This window comes from Streptomyces herbicida (assembly GCF_032656585.1).
GTDB classification, from domain to species: domain Bacteria; phylum Actinomycetota; class Actinomycetes; order Streptomycetales; family Streptomycetaceae; genus Streptomyces; species Streptomyces herbicida.
In genome coordinates this window covers 172159-193957 of the sequence record NZ_JAUYWJ010000023.1, presented here as the reverse complement: position 1 = coordinate 193957, position 21799 = coordinate 172159, and the positions used below count along the sequence as shown (strand labels likewise).

The window sequence follows — 21799 nt, the reverse complement described above, 5'->3', positions numbered from 1 at the left end:
CGCCGGAATGCGGGTCGTGGGGGTCGGGACACGAGCCCGGTTCCACGGGCCGGACGTGGTCGTGGAGGACTTGACGCGGGTGAGGGTCGTGGCTGCGGGGGACGGGACGATCCGGCTGCACGTCGGCTAGGACGGGCCCCGGTCGGCGGTGCCTCGCAACTGCCGGCATCGCGTTACGGCTGCTCCGTTACTTTCTCCGGTTGCGTCCGCGTGGCCGTCGCGTACACGCCGGGCTTGTCGGGGTCGAAGCCGTGGGCCGGCTGGTGGCTGGACGTGGTCGTGGAGGACTTGACGCGGGTGAGGGTCGTGGCTGCGGGGGACGGGACGATCCGGCTGCACGTCGGCCAGGACGGGCCCCGGTCGGCGGTGCCTCGCAACTGCCGGCATCGCGTTACGGCTGCTCCGTTACTTTCTCCGGTTGCGTCCGCGTGGCCGTCGCGTACACGCCGGGCTTGTCGGGGTCGAAGCCGTGGGCCGGCTGGTGGCTGGACGTGGTCGTGGAGGACTTGACGCGGGTGAGGGTCGGGTCCGCGGGGGACGGGACGATCCGGCTGCACGTCGGCCAGGACGGGCCCCGGTCGGCGGTGCCTCGCAACCACCGGCATCGCGTTACGGCTGCTCCGTCTCTTTCTCCAGTTGCGCCCGCGTGGCCGCCCCGTACACGCCGGGTTCGTCGGAGTCGATGCCGCGGGCCCACTGGTAGCTGCGTACGGCGTCCTCGACCTGGCCGCCGTAGTTGCCGTTGGCGTCGCCGATGTAGAGGTTCAGCTGGCGCAGGCGGAGCTGGAGCTCGGTGACCTCCGGGCCGTGGTCGCCGCGTCGCAGTACCGGTGCGGACGTGGGCTGTGCGGAGTCCTGCGTGCCGGTGACCGTCGCCGTCTGGGTCGGTGTCGCCGAGCGGGACGGGGGCGCGGACGGAGTCGCTCTCGAGGCCGAGGGTGTGGGCGAGGGGGTCGGGCTCGTGGACGCCGATGCCGACGGTGAGGGTGACGCCGAGGTCGGGCGCGCGGACGTCGCCGCCGTGGACGCCCGCTCCGACGCCGTTCCGGTCGTCGCCTCGGGCACGCTCTCCCGTACCTCCCGGGGCGCTGCCCCGTCCCGCGACGGCGTCTCGTACGAGAACAGCCCGCTCGCGAAACCCGCCGCCGCGACGACCGTGACCACCGCTCCGGCGGCGGAGAGCACCAGGGCACGGCGGGACGGGCGCGGCCGGCGCTCCTGCTCCGGTCCGTCGCCCGGTTCGTCCGGCCCGGGCTCGAACATCCGCAGGTCCGTGGTGCTCGGCCCGGCCACCGGGCGCAGCGGCATGGTGATCTCGGGGGCGGGGATCGGCTGGGTGACTCCCTCGCTCGCGTCGGATCCCGCCATCGCGGGTGCCTCTGTCGCGGCTGCTTCTGCCGGGGATACCTGTGCCGCGGACCCCTCTATCTCGACATAGGGCCGTATCCGCAACGGATTGAAGTCCTCCGCCGCGGCCGCCTCCGCCGTACGCGCGTCGCGCAGGGCGTCGGACGCCCGCTGTGCGCAGTCGCACGACGGAGAGTTACCCGGTCCCTTCGGTGCCCCGCACTCCGGGCATTGGAAGCTCTTCGCTTCAGTCACGTATTCGTCCCCTCCCCTCACGAACTCCCGAGAATATGCAGAGGTCCCTCACATCGTGATGCGGCTCAACGGGCCATAACGGGTGACACCGATCACGATGGAAGGAGTCGCGAGAGCCCCGGGAGGTCTCATGACGCTGGAGACGCACGTCACGGCGCAGGAGCCGAAGGACACGGAGCACGTCCCCGGCAATGTCCTCGTCCCGATCGGCGCCCTGCTGCTCGGTCTGCTGCTCGCCGCGCTCGACCAGACCATCGTGTCGACGGCGCTGCCGACCATCGTCAGTGACCTCGGCGGCCTGGAGCACCTCTCGTGGGTGGTCACCGCGTATCTGCTGGCCTCGACCGCCGCGACCCCGCTGTGGGGCAAGCTCGGCGACCAGTACGGGCGCAAGAAGCTGTTCCAGATCGCCATCGTGATCTTCCTGATCGGCTCGGCGCTGTGCGGCATGGCCCAGAACATGGGCGAGCTGATCGGCTTCCGGGCCCTGCAGGGGCTGGGCGGCGGCGGGCTGATCGTGCTGTCGATGGCGATCGTCGGGGATCTTGTGCCGCCCCGCGAACGCGGCCGCTACCAGGGGCTCTTCGGCGCGGTCTTCGGGGCGACCAGCGTGCTCGGCCCGCTGCTGGGCGGGCTGTTCACCGAACACATCGGCTGGCGCTGGGTCTTCTACATCAACCTGCCCGTCGGCCTCGTCGCGCTCGCCGTGATCGCCACCGCCCTGCGCATCCCGCGCAAGGCCGCCCACCACGTCATCGACTACCTCGGCACCTTCCTGATCGCCGCGGTCGCCACTTGCCTGGTCCTGGTCGCCTCGCTCGGCGGTACCACCTGGGCCTGGGGATCGGTGCAGATCATCGGTCTCGCGGTCCTCGGCGTCGTACTCGCCGTGCTGTTCGTCGCCGTGGAGCGCAGGGCCGCCGAACCCGTGCTCCCCCTCAGGCTGTTCGGCATCCGCACCTTCACCCTCTCCGCGGTGATCAGCTTCATCGTGGGCTTCGCCATGTTCGGCGCGATGACCTATCTGCCGACCTTCCTGCAGGTCGTGCACGGCGTGTCCCCGACCATGTCCGGTGTGCACATGCTGCCCATGGTGGTGGGCATGCTGCTGTCCTCGACCGGCTCCGGGCAGATAGTCAGCCGCACCGGGCGCTGGAAGGTGTTCCCCATCGCGGGCACCGGCGTCACCACGCTCGGTCTGCTCCTGCTCCACCAGCTCGACCAGAACAGCTCGACCGCCGAGATGAGCACGTACTTCTTCGTGTTCGGGTTCGGCCTGGGCCTGGTGATGCAGGTCCTCGTCCTCATCGTGCAGAACGCCGTGTCGTACGAGGACCTCGGCGTCGCCACCTCGGGAGCGACCTTCTTCCGGTCGATCGGCGCCTCGTTCGGGGTCGCGATCTTCGGCACGATCTTCGCGAGCCGCCTCGGTGAGCAACTGGCCGCCGCCTTCCGGGGCGTGAGCCTCCCGGCGGGCCTGTCGGCGAGCACATTGCAGGCCGACCCGCGCGGCATCGCCGCCCTGCCGCCCGCGCTGCGCCCGGCGGCCCTGCACGCCTTCGCGGTCTCCATCACCGACGTCTTCCTGTACGCCGCTCCGGTCGCCCTCCTCGGCTTCGTACTGGCGTGGTTCCTGAAGGAGGACAGGCTGCGCGGATCGGTCACCGCACCCGATGTGACGGAGACCCTCGCCACCAACCCGGTCCAGCGGTCCTCGTACGACGAGGTGTGCCGCGCGCTGTCCCTGCTCGGCACCCGGGAGGGGCAACGGGAGATCTACCGCAAGATCGCCGCGCGGGCGGGCTACGACCTGCTGCCCGCGGCGAGCTGGCTGCTGCTGCGGATGCGGAAGTACGGCTCGGTGGAGCCCGGTGTGATCGCCGGGCGCTGCGTCGTCCCGCTGCATGTGATCCTCGACGCCGAGCGCCAGGTCGAGGAACGCCGGCTCGCCGTCCGCGAGGGCCTCGATCTCAGCCTGACCGATGAGGGACGTGAGGTGGCCGACGGGCTGGCACGGGCCCGGGAGGAGTCGCTGGCCGAACTGCTCGGCGACTGGTGGGGGCCCGGCCGGCCCACCGACCTGGACCGTCTGGTGAAGGAACTGACCGACCAGATGTGCGGCTCGCAGCGGGAGCAGCCGCAGGGCGGGGCGGTGGCCGGGGTCGGCTGAGGTCCTTGCGGAACCAGTGCTCGGCGTACTCCCCGCCCGCGCGCTCGCCCGGCGCTTCGAGGTCAGCCCGGTACGTCACCCATGCCTACGGCACCCCCCCCAGAAGAGCGGCATCGACCTGTTCGAGTTGGCCGACGGCCGTATCACCACCGTGTGGTCGGTGAAGGGGCTGCGCCGCCTCGCGGACTGAGCTACGCCCCGTCCGTGCCCGCCGCGCGGCTCTCCCGCCGCTCCCGCCGCTCCCGCCACTCCCGTACGACCTCCTCGACGTCGTACGGCTTCTTGCCCAGCGGGGGACCGGGCGGCGGCTTGAACATCATGTCGCGGATCTTGACGTTGACATCGGTGATGATCTTCCGTGCGATCCGCTCCGAGGGCGCCGCGTACGCCGCCGCGAGCGCGTCCTCGGCCTCCTTGCGCAGGGCCAGGGCCGGTGGCAGGACGGCCAGACCCTCCCGGGCCATCTTGCGCTTGACCCACCACAGTTCGTCGTACGTCGTGTCGGTGCCTGGCGGCAACGGCTGACCCGCGCCCGGGAGTTGGTCGAACTCGCCGCGCCTCTGCGCATCGCGTATCTGTTTGTCGACCCAGGACTCGAACGGTACGCCCGGTGGCTTTCGCTCGGTCATGAGTCCATTGTGCCGGACGCGGTGGGGCCGGGCGATTTATCATGCGGCCGCTGTAGAGGCACACTTGGAACAGGTCAAGCGCACTTCAGGGGGAACGCACGTGCTCGAACTCACCATGGCCACCGTCTCCGCGGCGGACGCGGGCGCCACGGCCGGCATGCTCATGGCCGACGCGCCCAGCGAACCGGGCGCCGTGCTGCGGGTCGGCCGGGACGGGGCCGTGTGCCGTCTGGCCACACCCGACGACTGGCTGTTCGTCTCGAGGGTCCACCTGGAGTTCCTGTGCGGCCCCGACGGGGGCTGGCAGGTGTCCTGGCTGCGCGGTTCGCAGCCCGACCCGTCGTCCGAGGTGCGGCTGATGATCGGGGAGTACGCCCAGCCCGTCGCGTACGGCGGGACCGTGCCACTCCCCCGGGGCGGCTCCGGCGAGATCATCATCCAGGACCGCACCGGGCCGCGCAGCGTCAACGTGGGCTTTTACCACGAGGTGTAGAGCAGGGGCCCCGGGAGCCGGCCGAGCCGCAACAGTCCTGGACCAGTCCTGGACCAGTCCTGGACCAGTCCTGGACCAGTCCTGGACCAGTCCTAGGCCAGCACCCGGGCCAGTGCGAAGCCGTCGTGGCCCTTGCTGCCCACCGTCTGGATCGCCGTGCCGGTGAGCCGGGGGTGGGAGGCGATCAGCTCGACGGCGGCGCGGTTGCCCCGGACGTCCGGGTCGTCGTAGCTCTCGGCGTCGACGATCCGGCCGCCGCGCACCACGTTGTCGATGATGATCAGGCTGCCCGCGCGGGTGAGCTTCAGCGCCCACTCCACGTAGTTCGCGTTGTTGACCTTGTCGGCGTCGATGAAGACCAGGTCGAAGGGGGCCGGGTTCTCGTCGGCCAGCTGGGGCAGCGAGTCCAGGGCCGCGCCCACCCGCACGTCGACGATCTTCTCCAGGCCGGCCCGGGCGATGTTGCGGACGGCGACCTCGGCGTGCTTGGGGCTGTACTCCAAGGAGATCAGCCGGCCGTCGGACGGGAGGGCGCGTCCCAGCCAGATCGTGCTGTAGCCGCCGAGCGTGCCGATCTCCAGGATGTGGTGGGCGTCCTGGATCTGGGCAAGCAGCTGGAGAAACTTGCCCTGGTTCGCCGTGACGTTGACGTGCGGGAGTCCGGCGGCCTCGCTGTCGCGCAGGGCCGCCTGGAGCGCCTCGTCGTCCGGCGCGAGGTGGCTGGAGAAGTAGAAGTCGACGTCGTCCCAGAGCTGCGACCCGCTCATGCACCTACTGCCTTTCGTGTCTAGTTAGAGTTTCTAACTAGCTGCGCTAACGAAGGTAGTCGCGCACCGGTTCCGTGTCAGCGAATCTCCGGAACGCCGGTTCCTTGTCAGCCGATCGGCGCAGGGGGGTGCACGGGCGGCGGGGGTACGACGGGCCGCCGCGACCGCCGGACGGCGATCAGGGTGGCGACCGCGCCGACCAGGACCAGCGAGCCCCCGATCGTCGCCAGCCATGCCGGCATCCCGGCCACCTCGAGCAGCCGGTCCTGGTAGATCACCTGCTGGTACGGCGTGTCCGAGGCGGCCCGGCGCAGCACGTGGTCGGCGGAGATGCGGGAGGGCTGCGGGAACTCCTGGGCCACGGCGGTCAGATAGGGGGTGCCCGAGGCGAGGCGGGCGAGCGGGCCCGTGGTCGTGGTGAGACGGCCGGCGAAGACGGCCCGGGGCGGTTCGCCGCCGATCGCGCTGCGCGGCTCCATGCGGTGCGCGGCCAGGATGTACAGACCGAGCGACTGCGGGGTCCGGGCGAGCCGGGACAGACGCATCGGATATACCGGTTCATCGGCGGCGAAGGTCAGATGGATCGGGTCGAGGGCGCCGTTCAGGGAGGCGCCGGCGGCTTGCGGGGCCAGCTTGACCGCCACGTACTCCCAGTGCCGGTCGACGTACGGCTGGAGAGCGTGGCTCAGCCTGCGCGGGAAGGCGAAGCCGTTGGTGCGCAGCCAGTTGTCCAGGGCGCCGGGATCGGTGGCGGTGAGCCGGGCGACATCGAAGGGCCCGAGCCGCTGCCGATCGACGACACCCACGCGGGACGGCCCGGCGCCCGCGTCGGGCGCCGCCCCGGCCGTGTCATTACCCGTACTGAGCGGCCAGTCCCCGTCCTGGGGCCAGAAGTGGTACCGAGTGCGGTGCGCGGGAGCGGTCGCGGCGTCCAACTGGTCGAACAGCGCCGGGTCCCCGAGGTCCACGCTCGCCCGGTGCGGCACCGGCATGATCCACGCGGCGCGGTCCGTGTCCCCCTGCACGGTCAGCCGCATCTCGATCTGCTCCTCCCGCCCGTCCCAACGCAGCACGGACGCCTCACGGGAGACACTGATCTCCCGCTGGGCATCCGGCACCATGGCCCCACACCCACAGGCATAAGCCGGGACGACCACCCACCCGACCTGAACCCCCAACACGGCCAGCAGAACCGCCAGTCCCCGCTTCCACCACAGCCCCACGCCCGACACCTTCCCCCACGACCGACTCCCACTGGACAGGGCTTCAGACGGCGGGACGGGGCCTACGGGTTGCAGCAACGGACGTGACCTCGCTCGACAGCCGTGCAATCGTGACCGGAGGCGCGGCCCCGCACGCTTTGCCACGGAAATGGGCCCCGTTGGTCCGCCCCCGGTCAAGGCGCCGCACGGTTAACCCCGTTCCACCGCCGGAGCCGAGCCCGGCAGCGGGCGGCCGGCTGATTCCGTCATGAACCACACCCCGACGCCGCCGATCACCGCCGACGCCATCATGTAGTACGCGGGCATCATCATGTTGCCCGTCGCTCCGATCAAGGCGGTGACCACCAGGGGGGTCGTGCCGCCGAAGAGGGACACCGAGACGTTGAAGCCGATCGACAGGGAGCCGTAGCGGACCCGGGTCGGGAACAGGGCCGGCAGGGCCGCGGGCATGGCTGCCGTGAAGCAGACCAGGAGCAGGCCCAGCGCGCCCATGCCGAGTGCGACCGCGAGGAGGCTGCCCTGGCGGATCAGCAGCAGGGCGGGGATGGAGAGGAACAGGAAGCCTGCGCAGCCCGCTGCGATCACCGGGCGGCGGCCCATTCGGTCGGTCAGTGCGCCGGCGAAGGGCTGGACGATCATCATCAGCGTCATCACGCCGAGCACCACCAGCAGGCCGTGCGTCTCGTCGTACTTCAGCTCGCTGGTCAGATAGCTCGGCATGTAGGAGAGCAGCATGTAGTCGGTGACGTTGAAGACCAGCACCAGGGCCATGCAGAGCAGGAGCGCCTTCCACTGACCCGCCACCATGTCACGCAGGGGTACCTTCGGGCGGCTCGACTCCGCCTTTTCGACCTCCGCCGCGAACGCCGGAGTCTCCTCCAGACGCATCCGCAGGTAGAGGCCGACGATGCCCATCGGGCCCGCGATCAGGAACGGGATACGCCAGCCCCAGGACACCAGGTCCTCGGAGGAGAGCAGGGTGGTCATCAGGGTGACCAGGCCCGCGCCGCCGATGTAGCCCGCCAGCGTGCCGAACTCCAGCCAACTGCCGAAGAACCCGCGCTTCTTGTCCGGGGCGTACTCCGCGATGAACGTGGACGCACCCGCGTACTCACCACCGGTCGAGAAGCCCTGCACCAGCCGCGCGGCAAGGAGCAGCAGCGGCGCCCCGACACCGATCGTCGCGTACGACGGGATCAGGCCGATCGCGAAGGTGCCCGCCGCCATCATGATCATGGTGAGGGCGAGGACCTTCTGGCGGCCCACCCGGTCGCCCAGCGGGCCGAACACCATGCCGCCCAGCGGACGGACCAGGAAGGCCGCGGCGAAGGCGCCGAACGTCGAGAGCAACTGCGCGGTCGGGTTGCCGGACGGGAAGAAGACCTTGCCCAGCGTCACCGCGATGTAGCTGTAGACACCGAAGTCGAACCATTCCATCGCGTTGCCGAGCGCGGCGGCCTTCACGGCACGCTTCACGAGCGCCGGGTCGGTGACGGTGACCTCGGAGGACCTGCGGGCCCCGGGGATCTTCACGGGCGGGGTGACAGCTGTGGCGGTGGCCAAAACGGGGCTCGCCTACCTTTCGACGGGGACAGGGACACGGCCCGTACGGCACTGACTGCCGCGGACGGATCGCAGACGGACCGGAAAGGCGACCATAGGGGCCCTTCGGCCGCTGACGTGCCGTACGCAGGTCGATGCATAGTGCAGCTAAATGTCGTGTATGCAGGTACGTAGGCCCGGTGTCGCGCCCCTTTTCGGACAGCTTGATGTGATCCTTGTCGCTTCCGGGGGAGGCAACCGAACCCCCCTCGCACTATCGTCATCCGGACAAAAGGAGGGCGGCCGTCAGGTGAAGCGGGGGTAGCCTGCGTCTCACTCCGGGGGTGGCGCGGGCCTGAGGGTTCGCAAAGGGAAGCCGGTGCGTGAAACGCATGGGGCGAACGGGGCGGGAGGCCGACGAGGCGTGGCGAACGCGAACGTGGAGCACGGCGGACGATCGGCGGATGCCTTCGGGGGCACGGCGGCGGGACAACGCCTCAAGGCGGCTCGGCTGGGACTGTGGGCCATAGCCGCGATCCTCGCGATACGGCAGATGACCGTCGTCCTCACCACCCCGAGCGGAGAACGGCTGACGGCCCTGGAGACCTGGGTCGGCCCCAACGGCGTTCTGCACGTGAAGGGTTCGCTGTACGACTCGACGCAGTTCACCGGCACCCCCTTCGCCGGACTGGTCCTCAAACCACTGACCCGCGCGGCCGAACAGGCCCTCGGCTGGAGTTGGACCTTCGGCACCCTGCTCCTCGTCGTCGCGCTCGGCCTGGTCGCCGCCCGCGCCCTGCCCCAGCCCGTCGGCCGCCGCACCTCGCTGCTCGCCGCACCGGTCGCGATCAGCCTGCTGATGCTGTCCCTGCCGGTGCGCAACACCATCTGGCTGGGCCAGACCAGCATCATCCCCGTCCTGCTCGTGCTGCTCGGCTGCTTCGTCGTGCGCGGGGAGCGGGCCGGCGGTCTGTGCATAGGCGTGGCGGCCGCGCTCCAGCCGACCGTGCTCCTCTTCGCGCCGCTGCTGTGGTTCACCGAGCGCCGCCGGGCCGCCGTCTCCGCCGGTGTCACCTTCGCCGCCGGGACCGCGCTCGCCTGGGCCGCGCTGCCGCACGACTCGTACACCTACTGGGTCCACCACATGGCGGGCGCAGGACTCGGCGGCAAGGCCGACGCCCTCGCCAACCAGTCCCTGCACGGCGCGCTGCTCCGCCTCGGCCTGTCCGGCCCCCTGGAGATAGGCCTCTTCTTCGTGCTGGGCGCGGCCGTTGCCGCCCTTGGCCTGCACCGCGCGGTGCGCTGTGCCCGCGACGGACAGCTGCTGCTCGCCGTCGCCATCACCGGCTGCGCCGCGATCGCCGTGTCGCCCACCACATGGCAGCACCAGCTGCTGTGGGTGCTGCTCGCGGTCGTCGGCCGGGTCGGCAAGCGGGCCTCGGACCGGTACGTCTGGCCGATCGCGGTCGTGCTGGTCACCACGCTCCCGGCCAAGATGATGCTGCCGAACATGCCGGTGGTGTACCCCCTGCGGGACAACATCGTGCTGCTCGCGGCCCTGGCCGCCGCCACCGCCGTACCGTTCCTGTCCCGCACGTCGCCGTACTATCAGACCCCGATACCGACGGAGTACGCCGCACCGGTCCCGGCCCGCTTCAAGAACGTCCCGCTCCTGCCGTTCCTGCGCCGGGTCCTCACCCGCCCGAACCTCCTGCTGGAACTGCTGCTGATCCGCGTCACCTACGCGGCCTACCAGCGGGTCCGTCTCGCGGCGACCGGCGGCAGCAACTCCGAGGGCCGGGCGACGGCCGAGCGCCACGGCCACCTCGTCCTCGACCTCGAACGCTTTCTGCACATCGACATCGAGCATGCCGTCAACCACGCCGTGACGAAGGTCGACTGGCTGCGGAACTTCTTCGACTTCTACTACGAGTCCTTCCACTTCGTGGTCCCGCTGACCATCATGGGCGTCCTCTACTGGCGCCGCCCGGTCGACTACCGCTGGGCCCGCTCGGCCCTCGGCTTCGCCACCCTGCTCGCCCTGGCCGGCTTCTGGCTCTTCCCGCTGGCGCCGCCGCGCCTGATGCCGAGCCTCGGCGTCATCGACACCCTCAACGGCGTCCAGGACTTCTCCAAGCCGGACTACGGCACCCTCACCGCCCTCACCAACCAGTACGCCGCGATGCCCTCGCTGCACTTCGGCTGGTCGCTGTGGTGCGGTGTCGTCATCGCGGTGATCGCCCCCAAGTGGTGGATGAAGGCGCTGGGCCTGCTGCACCCGTTCCTCACGGTCTCGACGATCGTGGCGACGGGCAACCACTGGGTGCTGGACGCGGTGGGCGGCGCGGCCGTCGTGGGCGCCGGGTTCGGGCTGGCCTATCTGTTCCAGGGGCCTCGGGCGCGGACGGCGGTCGCCGTGGCCGACACCGAGGACCGCACCCCTCGGGAACCGGCGCCGACGGGCGGCGGCAGACCCTAGGTGTATTGATCACGAGCGTTGACAACGCTCGTGATCAATACACCTAGGGTCTAGCGCCGCGCGAAGACGGCCACGTCGTTGCCGAAGGCGCAGGCGAGGTAACCGGATTCATGGAGGGCGAGGGCCTGGCAGCGGCCCGGTATGCGGATGACGGCCGACGCACTGCCGCTCTGGAGGTCCCAGATCCGCACCATCCCGTCCCGGGATCCACTGGCTGCGACTGCGCGGCCGTCCAACTCGGCGCAGGCCAGGGCAGTCACGTAATCGGTGTGGCCGGTCATCGGTCGTGCGACCGCCCGGCGGGTGGCCAGGTCCAGCACCTGTACCGCATTGCCTTTGGCGGCGGTCACCGCCACGGGTCGTTCGTCCAGCGTCGTGCACACGAGAGGGCCGCCCCGGTAGCCGGGCACGCGCAGGTCGGCGATGGGGTGGCGGGCAGCGAGATCCCAGATCCACAGGGTTTCGTCTATCGAGCCGATCACGGCGACCTGGCGGCCGTCCAGCACCGTGAAGGTGACGATCGGCCGGACGACGTTGTCGGGCCTGTCGAGCGTGAACAGGATCTCGAACTCGCCCGCCGCGCAGTCGAACATCCACACCTGGCTGTCGGAGGAGACGCCGACCGCGACCGGGCGGCCGTCGAGAACGGTGCAAGCGTGCCCTTGGAGGGGCTCGTTGAACGGGACGCGGCGACTCGTGATCAGGTCGCCCCCGATGTCCCAGACCATGAGGTCGCCGAGGTCACTGGTGACGGCGACCGGGTGTCCGTCGAGTACCGAGCAGGACACCGACCCACCCCGCACGATCCCGCGCAGGGGAAGACATGTGGCGAGGTCCCACGCTCGTACGGTGCTGTCCATGGAACCGGTCAGCAGGACCGGCCGGTCGTCCCTCGTGGTGAGGTCCATGGAGCCGATCCTGTTGGTGTGACCGTCGACGGGGCTGCCGACCACTTGACGAGGCGACAAGTCCCAGACCCGCACGGTGCCGTCGATCGATCCGGTGACGGCGACGGGCTCTCCTGACGTGGTCGTGCTCAACGCCACCGACTGCACCTGATAGGTGTGACCACGCAGCGACGGTTCGACCTGCTGGTGGGTGCTCAGATCCCAGATCTGCACACCGGAACTGCCCGCGGCGGCGATCGCGACCGTCCGACCGTCCAGCACGGTGCACACGAGTGACGGAGTCCAGTCGTTCTGCCCCTGCCATTCCGCCAGGTGCCGGTGCGTCTCCAGATCCCAGATGTGGAGCTTCCCCTCGTGTGTGCCACCGACGACGACGGGGCGGTCCCCCAATGTCGTGCACGCCAGCGACACGGGCCAGATGTACCGCTCGTCGGGCAGCGCTCCCAGATCCTTCCGGGACACCAGGTCCCACACCCGCAGGCGGCCGGGGGCGGAAGCCACGACGGCGACGGGGCGGCCGTGAAGTACGCCGCAGGTCAACGTGCTGACCGCGTCAGCCGCTGGGATGGGGGCACCGACGGGGCGGCCGCTGGTGAGGTCCCAGACGCGCACGGTGCCGTCGTCCGAGCCGGTGACGGCGATCGGGCGGCCCTCCAGCTCCGCGCAGCTCAGGTGCTTCACGGAGTCCCTGTGGCCGGTGAGTGGTTCTCCGACGGGCCGTCCGGCGGCCAGGTCCCAGATGCGCACCGTCCGATCGTCCGAGGCGGTGACGGCGACCGGACGGCCCTCCAGTTCGGTGCATCCCAGCGCACGCACCTTGCCGTTGTGACCGGTGAGCGGTTCTCCGACAGCCCGGCCGGTGGTCAGGTCCCAGATCCGTACCGTGTTGTCCCAGCCGCCGGACACGGCGATGGGGCGGCCGTTCAGTTCGGCACAGCCCACCGCGTCGACCGTGCGGCCGTGGCCCACGCAGACGTGCCGCGCGCTTCCCGACACCTGTGAACCAGAAGCACCGACCGGCGCCCAAGCAGCGTCTGCCAACCGTCCGTTGAATGCGGCGACGGCCGTCGGATCGTTGAACCGCGCCGCATTCACCGCCAGGATCTGCCGCCGTCCCTCCGCATCCAGCCCACGATGCACATCGATGGACGCCAGATAGATCGCCGCGTGCAGACGCGCCGTATCGCTCTCCGCCCTCAGCAGGTGCGGAGCGAGCAGGTCGGAGTCCGCGTGTGCCAGGTAGTCCGGGTCGGCGAGCACGGTGTCCAGCAGACCCGCAGCCACCGCGTGCGTCGCCAAGTGGCGCAACGCGTACGGATGCGCCCGCCCCCAGTCCCGCGAACCGTCCAGGCCGTACGGCACCGCCCGCCGCAGCGCCCGCGTGAACGCCCCGTGCGCCGCCGCCGCGTCCTGCCCCTGCCGCAGATACTCCGCCATCGCCTCGTGGTACAGCCGGTACACGGACCGCCCGTCCTCCACGGCCTCCACCACGTATGCGCCCGCGTCCCGCCGCAAGCGGTGGATGTCCTGGTTCGTGTACCGGGCCGTGCCGGACAGTTCCGACGCGATCGGGGCCCAGATGTCCTCCCACGGCAGGCCCTGGCCCTCCGCGTACGCCAGTGGGCGCAGCAGGTCCAGGACCGTCCCGGCGCGGTCGGCGCCGAAGCGCTGGTGCAGGTCGCTGTGCATCGCGTCCGCCGCCGCCCGCGGCAGCGAACGGCGCCAGGAGGCGTCCTGGGGATCCGGCAGCGTCCGTGACGCGGCCAGCGTGCCCGCCGTGATGCGGGCGACCAGGAACGAGTGGCCCGCCGCCGCGGCGACCGCGCGGGCCACGGCACGGAGACGGTCGTTGTCGCAGTCGACGTACGGGGAGTCGAGGTGCGCGTCCAGCAGGTTGCGGACCGTGTAGGCCAGCACCGCCTGCGGGTCGGCGTAGCGCGGCGCGTCCAGGTCGATGTGGTCCTCACGGCGCAGGCCCAGCGACGGGAGCAGATGCGGCCGCGTGCCGAGCAGCAGCCTGACCTGCCGTCCCGCCAGTTCCGCCAGCGGGCGCAGCACCTGACCGCACAGCGTCTCCGGTGTCACCGCCTCGTCCAGGCCGTCGATCAGGATCACCTGCGGACGGCTCGGCTCCGGGGCCGCGTTGAGGTGGTTCAGGAGGTCGGCCACCGACTCCACCGGCGGCAGGCGCAGGGCGGCGGCCAGCGCCCGCACCACCTGCTGGTCGGTGAGGTTCTGGGCGTAGACCGCGGTACGGACCGCCCGCTCGCGGGGAAGTTGGCGGCCCGCCAGACCCAGCGAGGCCAGCGGCACCGTACGCCGGTACTCCGGGTCGCTCACCGCCGCCAGCAGCCCCAGGATCGCCGTCTTCCCGGAGCCGGGGCCGCCCGTGACGACCGACGCGGGCCGTTCGTCCGGCAGTTCGCCGAGCCAGGCCGTGATGTCCTCCAGCGCCCGATGGCGACCGGAGAACCACCAGCCCACCCGGCCCTCGTCCGAATGTCCCATCGCCCTGCGCAGCAGCCGCGTCCGGAACTCCACGTCGCGCCGGCCGTCCTGCTCGTCCCACTCGGCGGCCTGTTGCAGCGCCAGGTCGGTGTGGGACAGGCGCGGGGTGTGCTTGGCGTTGGGGAGGAAGTGCGGGATCTCCCCGGTCAGCCCGATGATCTCCAGGCCGATGTGCTGGAAGTCGGGGCGTTTGGGGTTGGTGCGGGTGGCGTTGACCACCGCGTCCAGGGCCAGCTGATCCGGGCTGTACCCGGCGGTGGCCAGACTGGTCACCGCCTCCCCGAACAACTCCGGGAAGGCTCCCGTCTGCGCCAGCTCCCGCGGCTGCGCCGACGTCACGACCGCAAGGCCCGCCTCCTCCTCCCGCCAGTCGTTCTTCAACTTGGCCATGGCGGAGACGAGTTCGTTGCCGCCCTGGCCCGAGAAGCACGTGTCCAGCATCAGCAGCAGCCGTCGTACCTTCGTCCCGGCGAGGATCTTGCGGGCCAGCGTGCTCGGCAGCAACGCGTCGTAGAGGTCGTCGGGATCGGTGTCCGAGGTCAGCAGGACGTATTCGCCGTTGTCCAGGACCTCGCCGTGCCCGGCGAGGTACACGGCCACGATGTCGTCCGGGCGGCGGTCCGCAGCGCGGCAGAAGTCCCGTAGTTCCTGGAGCAGCTGGTCCTTGGTCGGGTTGAGGCCGAGTTCGGAGACGTGCCGGTAGGCGAGTTCGCGGGTGAACAGGTCCACCACCTGGCGGCGGGCCTCGGCCAGACCCGGGCGATCCCATTCGAGCTCCGGCGGTGCCTTGGGATAGTGGCCGACGGCGGTGGCGATCAGGAAGCGCCGCGGTCCCCGGGTCCCGTCGTCGCTCATGCCAGCCCCTCCGCCACCGCCTCGCCCGTCTCCCGCGCGGTGAGATAGAGCGTCGCGTCATGCGCGTGCGAGCCGTTGTGGACGGCCTTCCCGCGCACCCCGGTCCCGAAGAACAGCGACAGGTCCCGCACCGCGGCCACCACGTCGCCCTCGTCGACGACGTTCGTCCAGCGCAGCGTGGACGCGTCGCCCGGCCAGCCGCCCGGCTCGGGCAGCAGCCGCTCGTAGATCATCCGCATGCCCAGCGGCGACCCGATGGTCACCAGCGCCCGCACCCGGTGGTCCGTACGCGCGCACAGCGCCTCGTACGCGACCACCGACCCCAGCGAGTGCGCCACCACGACCCGCGTGTCCGGGCCGATCGCCTCCTCGACCCGGCCGCGTGCCGCCTCCCGCAGGCCCTCGTCGAGCAGATAGCGGCGCACCTGCTTCAGGTCGAAGACCAGGGCCCGCAGGGAGACGTCGGCGAAGAAGCGCGAGCGCTGCAGCACCCGCAGGGCGGTCTGCACGGCACGCGGCGAGCGCGCCAGCGTGTCCGCGCCCGGCGGCGGTACTCCCGGATCGGTCCGGGCGCAGGCCGCCCACCACTCCAGCAGCAGCTCGGCCTCTACGCCGTCCTCGACGTCCTCGGCCGTGTAGATCGGGTCGCCCACGGCCAGGGTGTGACCCGGGGGCCGGAACAGGTCGCCGTAGAAGGCCATCCGGAGGTCACCCTGGGCGGGCTGCGGGCCCCCGGCACGCTCCAGGCCGTCGGCCAGAGCGGGCTCCCAGTCCTTCAGCAGGGAGTTGCTCCCGAGGCGCTGCTTGCCCACGCCGTGCACACCGACAATCCGTGCCATCGCCTCGTCCCCCGAGCCTCGCAAGTCCCCTTCACCTTAGTGGGACCGGCTCCGGAGCACACTCGAACCAGACGGTCTTGCCGCCACCCGGCGCGGGCGACACGCCCCACTTGTCGACCATGGCGTCCAGCAGCGCGAGCCCGCGCCCGGACTCCGCGTCCGAGAGCAACTCCGCGGTACGGCGGGGCAGTTCCGCGGAGCCGTCCGTCACCTCCACCCGGACTCCCGCCGTCAGCCGCGCCACCAGCAGTGAGCAGCGGCGGTCCGGGACATGCCGTACGACGTTGGTGACCAGCTCGCTCACGCCGAGTTCCAGGGTGTCCGCCAGATCGGCCAGCTCCCAGTCGACCACCAGCGACCGGACGATGCTGCGGATGTGCCGCACGGAGTGCTCGCCGACGGTGAGACTCATGCGGTAGTGGGGGATGTGGTAGTTCACGGTACGAGACTGACCTCGCGCGACTACTCTGGGCTACGGAACGGATACAACCGGTCCCGCTGTGGGCCGAGTTGCGCGGGAGGGGACCGTACGTGACCCACATCAACGTTCTCGATCCGGGCGCCTCGCCGCTCGACTACTACGGCTTCGAGCTGCGCCGGCACCGGGAGGCCGCGGGGCTGACGCAGAAGCAGCTCGGCGACGTCATCAACTACACGGGGTCGCTTGTCGGCCAGATCGAGACGGCCCGGAAGCTGCCCACGCCGGAGTTCGGCGAGCGGGCGGATGTGGCGCTGGAGACGGGCGGGCTGCTGTCGCGACTCGTCACGCTGGTGATGCGGAGCCAACTTCCGGCGTGGTTTCAGCAGGTGGCGGAGTTGGAGTCGCGGGCCACCGAGATCTGTACCTTTCAGATGGGCATGGTCCATAGGCTGCTGCAGGCCGAGGCGTATGTGCGGGCCACGCTCGGCACGATCGACGGGGCCAACCTCGACGACCGCACCGCGGTACGACTGGCACGTCAGCGCATCTTCGAGAAGGAGGAGCCGCCCGTCTTCTGGATGGTCCTCAGCGAGGCAGCCCTGTACCAGGAGATCGGCGGCACCGAAACCATGCGCGGCCAACTGGCGCACCTGTTGTCCTTCGAGGGTAACCCTCGGATCAACGTCCAGATCCTGCCGTTCTCAGCCGGGGCGCACGCGGGACTTACAGGCTCGTTCAACGTCTACCGCTTCGCGACTGACCCGACCATCGTCTATACGGAGGGTTACGGCAGTGGGCATCCCACCGCCAATCCGGACACCGTCAAGGACTGCTCGCTCCGATACGATCATCTCCAAGCCACCGCTCTGTCCCTCAGGGACTCGGCGGAGTTGATCCGGCGCGTGATGGAGGACCGCTATGGAGAGCAACGCGATTCGGTGGCGTAAGTCCACCTACAGCAGCGATCAGGGCGGCGATTGCGTGGAGTGCGCCCCTCTCGGCGGGCTTGAGTGGCGTACATCCAGTTACAGCGGCGACATGGGCGGCGACTGCGTCCAATGTGCTCCCAGTGGTGCCCTGGAGTGGAGCAAGTCGTCGTACAGCGGCGACCAAGGTGGCGAATGCGTAGAGATCGCCGAAGCCCCGTGCGCCACCGTGGCCGTACGCGACTCCAAGAACCCCACCGGCCCGGTGCTCACCCTCGCACCCGCCACCTTCACGGCATTCCTGAACTGGACCTCTACAGGCGCTGAATGATCGTCCCGGTGGCCAAGCCGCCGCCCGCGCACATCGTGATGAGCGCGAACTCCTTGTCCGTGCGTTCCAGTTCGTGCAGGGCCGTCGTGATCAGCCGGGCCCCGGTCGCCCCGACCGGGTGCCCGAGGGCGATCGCGCCGCCGTTGACGTTGACCTTCGTCAGGTCCTGCTCGAAGACCTGAGCCCAGCTCAACACCACGGACGCGAAGGCCTCGTTGATCTCGACGAGGTCGATGTCCTTCAGGGACATACCCGCCTTGCCGAGCACGGCCTTCGTCGCGTCGATCGGTCCGTCCAGGTGGAAGTGCGGGTTGGCGCCCACCAGGGCCTGGGCGACGATCCGCGCCCTCGGCCGAAGCTTCAGCGCCCGCGCCATCCGCTTGGACGCCCACATGATGGCCGCCGAACCGTCGGAGATCTGGGAGGAGTTGCCCGCCGTGTGCACCGCCGTCGGCATGACCGGCTTCAGCCCGGCCAGCGCCTCCATCGACGTGTCCCGCAGCCCCTCGTCCTTGTCGACGAGCCGCCACATGCCCTGTCCGGCGTGCTGCTCCTCTTCCGTGGTGGGCACCTGGACGGCGAACGTCTCCTTCTTGAAGCGCTCCTCGGACCAGGCGACGGCCGCCCGCTCCTGTGAGAGGAGCCCGAGGGAGTCGACGTTCTCGCGGGTGAGCCCCCGGTGCCGGGCGATCCGCTCGGCCGCCTCGAACTGGTTGGGGAGGTCGACGTTCCACTCGTCGGGGAACGGCTTGCCCGGCCCGTGCTTGGAGCCGGACCCCAGCGGCACGCGCGACATCGCCTCGACACCGCAGCTGATCCCTACGTCGATGACCCCGGCGGCGATCATGTTGGCGGTCATGTGCGAGGCCTGCTGCGAGGACCCGCACTGGCAGTCGACGGTCGTCGCGGCGGTCTCGTACGGCAGCCCCATGGTCAGCCAGGCCGTACGGGCGGGGTTCATGGACTGCTCGCCGGCATGGGTCACCGTGCCGCCGACGATCTGCTCGACGCAGTCGGCGGGGATGCCGGTGCGGCCGAGGAGTTCACGGTAGGTCTCGCCCAGCAGATAGGCGGGATGGAGGTTGGCGAGCGCGCCGCCGCGCTTGCCGATGGGGGTGCGTACGGCTTCGACGATCACGGGTTCCGCGGCCATGGGGGAGGTCCTTCCTCGGTCAACCCGCGCGGCGCAGGGGCGTCCCGGCCCGGCCCGCCACGCAGAACTAGTACGCGTTCTAGTTCTGCTTGAAGTCTGCTGACAGAGCGTCCATTGCCGCAAGGGTTGTGCACCCTTTGAAGTTGCGATCTGCACGACTCCTGCACGCAATTGGGTGTGCCGGATGTCTTGCGACTTGTAGAACCCGTTACTACCTTCGCGGCAACCCTCAATTCCTGATGGACCGTCAGAATGACGGGAGTCGCCGATGCCCTCCTGCCCCGCGCTGCCCGACGGGTTCGACTTCACGGACCCCGACCTGCTGCACCACCGCGTCCCCTTCCCGGAGTTCGCCGAGCTGCGCCGGGCGGAACCGGTCCGCTGGATCCCGCAGCCGCACGGCCTGGCCGGGTTCGCGGACGACGGCTACTGGGCCGTGACCCGGCACGCGGACGTCAAGTTCGTCTCCACGCACCCGGAGATCTTCTCCTCCTACCTGAACACCGCGATCATCCGCTTCGGCGAGCACATCGAGCGCGACGCGATCGACGCGCAGCGGCTGATCCTGCTCAACATGGACCCGCCGGAGCACACCCGGGTCCGCCAGATAGTGCAGCGAGGCTTCACACCACGGGCCATCCGGGCCCTGGAGGAGCGCCTGCGCGCCCGCGCCCGTGCGATAGTCCAGGGCGCCCTCGCCCAGTCCGGGCCCTTCGACTTCGTCACCCAGGTCGCCTGCGAACTGCCGCTCCAGGCCATCGCCGAGCTGATCGGCGTGCCGCAGGAGGACCGGGCCAAGATCTTCGACTGGTCCAACAAGATGATCTCGTACGACGATCCCGAGTACGCGATCACCGAGGAGGTCGGCGCCGAGTCGGCCACCGAGATCATCGCCTACGCGATGAACATGGCCGCCGAGCGCAAGCAGTGCCCGGCCCACGACATCGTCTCGACGCTGGTGGCGGCCGAGGACGAGGGCAACCTCAACTCGGACGAGTTCGGCTTTTTCGTGCTGATGCTGGCGGTCGCGGGCAACGAGACCACCCGCAACGCCACCACCCACGGCATGCACGCCTTCCTCACCCACCCCGAGCAGTGGGAGCTCTACAAGCGCGAGCGCCCGTCGACCACCGCCGAGGAGATCGTCCGCTGGGGCACCCCGGTCAACTCCTTCCAGCGCACGGCCACTCAGGACACGGAGCTGGGCGGCAGGACGATCCGCAAGGGCGACCGCGTCGGCCTCTTCTACGCCTCCGCCAACCACGATCCCGAGGTCTTCGACGACCCCGACACCTTCGACATCACCCGCGACCCCAACCCCCACCTCGGCTTCGGCGGAGGTGGCCCGCACTACTGCCTGGGCAAGTCCCTGGCCGTCCTGGAAATCGACCTGATCTTCAACGCGATAGCCGACGCGATGCCGGGTCTCCGTCTGGCCGGAGACCCTCGCCGCCTGCGCTCCGCGTGGATCAACGGCGTCAAGGAACTCCAGGTGACCACGGACTGACCCGTTGAACTCGGGCCGACGGCTCCCGGCGCCGCCGGCCCGTCCCGAGGGAGGCAGGTGCACCCTTTTCCCTACGCCCCGGCCCCTGCCTCCCCCGCGATCACTCCCTTCCGGAAGCCATCACCGCCAGGACCCCCGATGTCAGGGCGGCCAGCAGCAGGGGGATGCCCAGGCTCTGGTGGAGCACCAGCCAGGCGCCGAGGGCGCCGCCCGCTGTCAAGGAGAGGACGGCGCAGATGCGGCGCCGGGCTCGGCGCTCCGTGTTGCTGCCGAGCGGGGACTCGGCGACCAGGCCGGTGAGGGTCATGGTCAGGACCGTTGTCGTCAGGTCCGGCACGCTCAGCTTGCGGACGGTGGCGTTGCGCAGGCCGATCGCGAAGGCGCTGAGCGCGATGATCGTGTACGCCGTGCCGGTGGTGCCCGGCCGGGCGAAGGCCACCACGGCCGCCGAGCCCACCAGCACCGCCTCCATGGCGAGGGCCACCCGTGTCCAGGTCCGTCGCGACCCGCCTCTGAACCGTGCCGCGATCCGGCCGCCCGCCGTCGCGCCCGCCAGGAAGGCCATCAGCGAGGTCACCGTGTGCGCCACCGAGAAGCCCGGCGCTCCGGCCGCCGCGAAGCCCAGGATCACCACGTTGCCCGTCATGTTGGCCGTGAAGACCTGTCCGAGGCTGAGGAAACTCACCGCGTCGATCAGACCGCTCACCGCCGTCAGCACCAGGAGCACGGCCCTGAGGCGCATTCCGCGTGCCTCGGGGTCGGATGCGTCGGGCGAGGGTGCCGGAGGCTCGGTCGTCATGGGTCCTCCGGCAGCCGGACGGGCGGGGGTGTGCCAAGTCCACCACTTCATTGACCCGCACATACGCCGACACCCTCGCCGGGCAAGGGGCGAGGGTGTCGGTGCTGAATTCGGGGGACGTCGACCACGTGGGGTCGTACGTCGCGGCGCTGCCGGAGGTCGCGCGGTGGTTCGGCGCGGCGGCGCGGTACGGCCCAGTGGCTCAGTACCAGTTGTTGGCCTGCCAGAAGTTCCAGGCGTCGACCGGGCTGCCGTAGCGGGAGTTCATGTAGTCCAGGCCCCACTTGATCTGGGTGGCCGGGTTGGTCTTCCAGTCGGCGCCGGCGGAGGCCATCTTCGAGCCGGGCAGGGCCTGGACCAGGCCGTAGGCGCCGGAGGAGGCGTTGGTCGCGGAGACGTTCCAGCCGCTCTCGTGCTCGACGATCTTGCTGAACGCGTTGTACTGCGCGGCGTCCGGGATCATCTTGTGCGCGATCGCCTGGGCGGAAGAGGGCGAGGCGGTGGTGGCGGCCTGGGCGGGAGCCGAGGTCAGCACCATGCCGGTCGTGGCGGCGGCCAGAGCGGCGGCGGTGAGGGCCTTCTTCGGGGAAGCGATGCGGCGGATGAAGGAGACGGACACAGAAAACCTCTTCGTCGGGGACAAGGAG

18 protein-coding genes and 1 pseudogene are annotated in these 21799 nt (G+C 70.3%); 8 read left to right on the top strand and 11 right to left on the bottom strand.

Features of this window, described 5'->3' with window-relative positions; genetic code table 11:
* Window positions 1-130 (top strand): annotated as a pseudogene (locus Q8A52_RS38060) (HAD family hydrolase); the annotation flags it as partial.
* Window positions 131-609: 479 nt separating this feature from the next.
* On the opposite strand, the gene Q8A52_RS38055 reads toward Q8A52_RS38060, so the two are convergent.
* Window positions 610-1602: a peptidoglycan-binding domain-containing protein gene (locus Q8A52_RS38055; protein ID WP_316760201.1), complete on the bottom strand. Its 993-nt coding sequence runs from the start codon at window positions 1600-1602 to the stop codon at window positions 610-612.
* Between the two features lie 130 nt (window positions 1603-1732).
* Between Q8A52_RS38055 and Q8A52_RS38050 the strand changes: the two genes are divergently transcribed.
* Both Q8A52_RS38050 and Q8A52_RS38045 read left to right on the top strand, forming a co-directional pair.
* On the top strand, window positions 1733-3772 hold the full coding sequence (locus Q8A52_RS38050; protein ID WP_316760198.1) for an MDR family MFS transporter: 2040 nt from the start codon (window positions 1733-1735) through the stop codon (window positions 3770-3772).
* A gap of 16 nt (window positions 3773-3788) precedes the next feature.
* Window positions 3789-3962, top strand: coding sequence for a hypothetical protein (locus tag Q8A52_RS38045; protein ID WP_316760195.1), 174 nt, complete (start codon window positions 3789-3791; stop codon window positions 3960-3962).
* Between the two features lies 1 nt (window position 3963).
* Here Q8A52_RS38045 and Q8A52_RS38040 read toward each other — a convergent pair whose 3' ends face one another.
* A complete protein-coding gene (locus tag Q8A52_RS38040; RefSeq protein ID WP_316760192.1) occupies window positions 3964-4401 on the bottom strand; it encodes a DnaJ family domain-containing protein in 438 nt (145 codons plus the stop codon).
* 100 nt (window positions 4402-4501) lie between these two features.
* Between Q8A52_RS38040 and Q8A52_RS38035 the strand changes: the two genes are divergently transcribed.
* On the top strand, window positions 4502-4894 hold the full coding sequence (locus Q8A52_RS38035; protein WP_316760189.1) for a hypothetical protein: 393 nt from the start codon (window positions 4502-4504) through the stop codon (window positions 4892-4894).
* A gap of 92 nt (window positions 4895-4986) precedes the next feature.
* Here Q8A52_RS38035 and Q8A52_RS38030 read toward each other — a convergent pair whose 3' ends face one another.
* The 3 genes from Q8A52_RS38030 to proP form a co-directional block, all read right to left on the bottom strand.
* A complete protein-coding gene (locus Q8A52_RS38030) occupies window positions 4987-5661 on the bottom strand; it encodes an O-methyltransferase (RefSeq protein ID WP_316760186.1) in 675 nt (224 codons plus the stop codon).
* Window positions 5662-5768: 107 nt separating this feature from the next.
* Window positions 5769-6884, bottom strand: coding sequence for a DUF2330 domain-containing protein (locus tag Q8A52_RS38025; protein ID WP_316760185.1), 1116 nt, complete (start codon window positions 6882-6884; stop codon window positions 5769-5771).
* A 189-nt stretch (window positions 6885-7073) separates the two neighbouring features.
* A complete protein-coding gene (proP, locus tag Q8A52_RS38020; RefSeq protein ID WP_408649325.1) occupies window positions 7074-8447 on the bottom strand; it encodes a glycine betaine/L-proline transporter ProP in 1374 nt (457 codons plus the stop codon).
* Window positions 8448-8979: 532 nt separating this feature from the next.
* Here proP and Q8A52_RS38015 point away from each other — a divergent pair.
* Entirely contained in the window at window positions 8980-10905 is a 1926-nt protein-coding gene (locus Q8A52_RS38015; RefSeq protein ID WP_316760230.1) for a bifunctional glycosyltransferase 87/phosphatase PAP2 family protein, read from the top strand.
* 50 nt (window positions 10906-10955) lie between these two features.
* On the opposite strand, the gene Q8A52_RS38010 is transcribed toward Q8A52_RS38015, so the two are convergent.
* The 3 genes from Q8A52_RS38010 to Q8A52_RS38000 are packed head-to-tail and all read right to left on the bottom strand — an operon-like array spanning window position 10956 to window position 16454.
* Window positions 10956-15176, bottom strand: coding sequence for a caspase family protein (locus Q8A52_RS38010; RefSeq protein ID WP_316760181.1), 4221 nt, complete (start codon window positions 15174-15176; stop codon window positions 10956-10958).
* A complete protein-coding gene (locus Q8A52_RS38005) occupies window positions 15173-16015 on the bottom strand; it encodes a hypothetical protein (RefSeq protein WP_316760178.1) in 843 nt (280 codons plus the stop codon). The genes Q8A52_RS38010 and Q8A52_RS38005 overlap by 4 nt, the downstream gene beginning before the upstream one ends.
* Before the next feature lie 31 nt (window positions 16016-16046).
* Complete coding sequence (locus Q8A52_RS38000) at window positions 16047-16454, bottom strand: ATP-binding protein (RefSeq protein ID WP_316760176.1); 408 nt, start codon at window positions 16452-16454, stop codon at window positions 16047-16049.
* Window positions 16455-16546: 92 nt separating this feature from the next.
* On the opposite strand from Q8A52_RS38000, the gene Q8A52_RS37995 reads away from it, so the two are divergent.
* Together Q8A52_RS37995 and Q8A52_RS37990 are read left to right on the top strand one after the other, a co-directional pair.
* Entirely contained in the window at window positions 16547-17383 is an 837-nt protein-coding gene (locus tag Q8A52_RS37995; RefSeq protein ID WP_316760173.1) for a helix-turn-helix domain-containing protein, read from the top strand.
* Window positions 17384-17474: 91 nt separating this feature from the next.
* A complete protein-coding gene (locus Q8A52_RS37990) occupies window positions 17475-17693 on the top strand; it encodes a DUF397 domain-containing protein (protein WP_316760228.1) in 219 nt (72 codons plus the stop codon).
* Here Q8A52_RS37990 and Q8A52_RS37985 read toward each other — a convergent pair.
* The gene (locus tag Q8A52_RS37985; RefSeq protein ID WP_316760170.1) at window positions 17677-18846 is read right to left on the bottom strand and encodes a steroid 3-ketoacyl-CoA thiolase; all 1170 of its coding nucleotides are present in this window, start codon (window positions 18844-18846) and stop codon (window positions 17677-17679) included. The genes Q8A52_RS37990 and Q8A52_RS37985 overlap by 17 nt on opposite strands.
* A 268-nt stretch (window positions 18847-19114) precedes the next feature.
* On the opposite strand from Q8A52_RS37985, the gene Q8A52_RS37980 reads away from it, so the two are divergent.
* Complete coding sequence (locus Q8A52_RS37980; protein ID WP_316760167.1) at window positions 19115-20353, top strand: cytochrome P450; 1239 nt, start codon at window positions 19115-19117, stop codon at window positions 20351-20353.
* 100 nt (window positions 20354-20453) lie between these two features.
* Here Q8A52_RS37980 and Q8A52_RS37975 read toward each other — a convergent pair whose 3' ends face one another.
* Both Q8A52_RS37975 and Q8A52_RS37970 read right to left on the bottom strand, forming a co-directional pair.
* A complete protein-coding gene (locus Q8A52_RS37975; protein WP_316760165.1) occupies window positions 20454-21152 on the bottom strand; it encodes a YoaK family protein in 699 nt (232 codons plus the stop codon).
* A 202-nt stretch (window positions 21153-21354) separates the two neighbouring features.
* Entirely contained in the window at window positions 21355-21771 is a 417-nt protein-coding gene (locus tag Q8A52_RS37970) for an aggregation-promoting factor C-terminal-like domain-containing protein (RefSeq protein ID WP_316760163.1), read from the bottom strand.
* Between the last annotated feature and the right edge of the window lie 28 nt (window positions 21772-21799).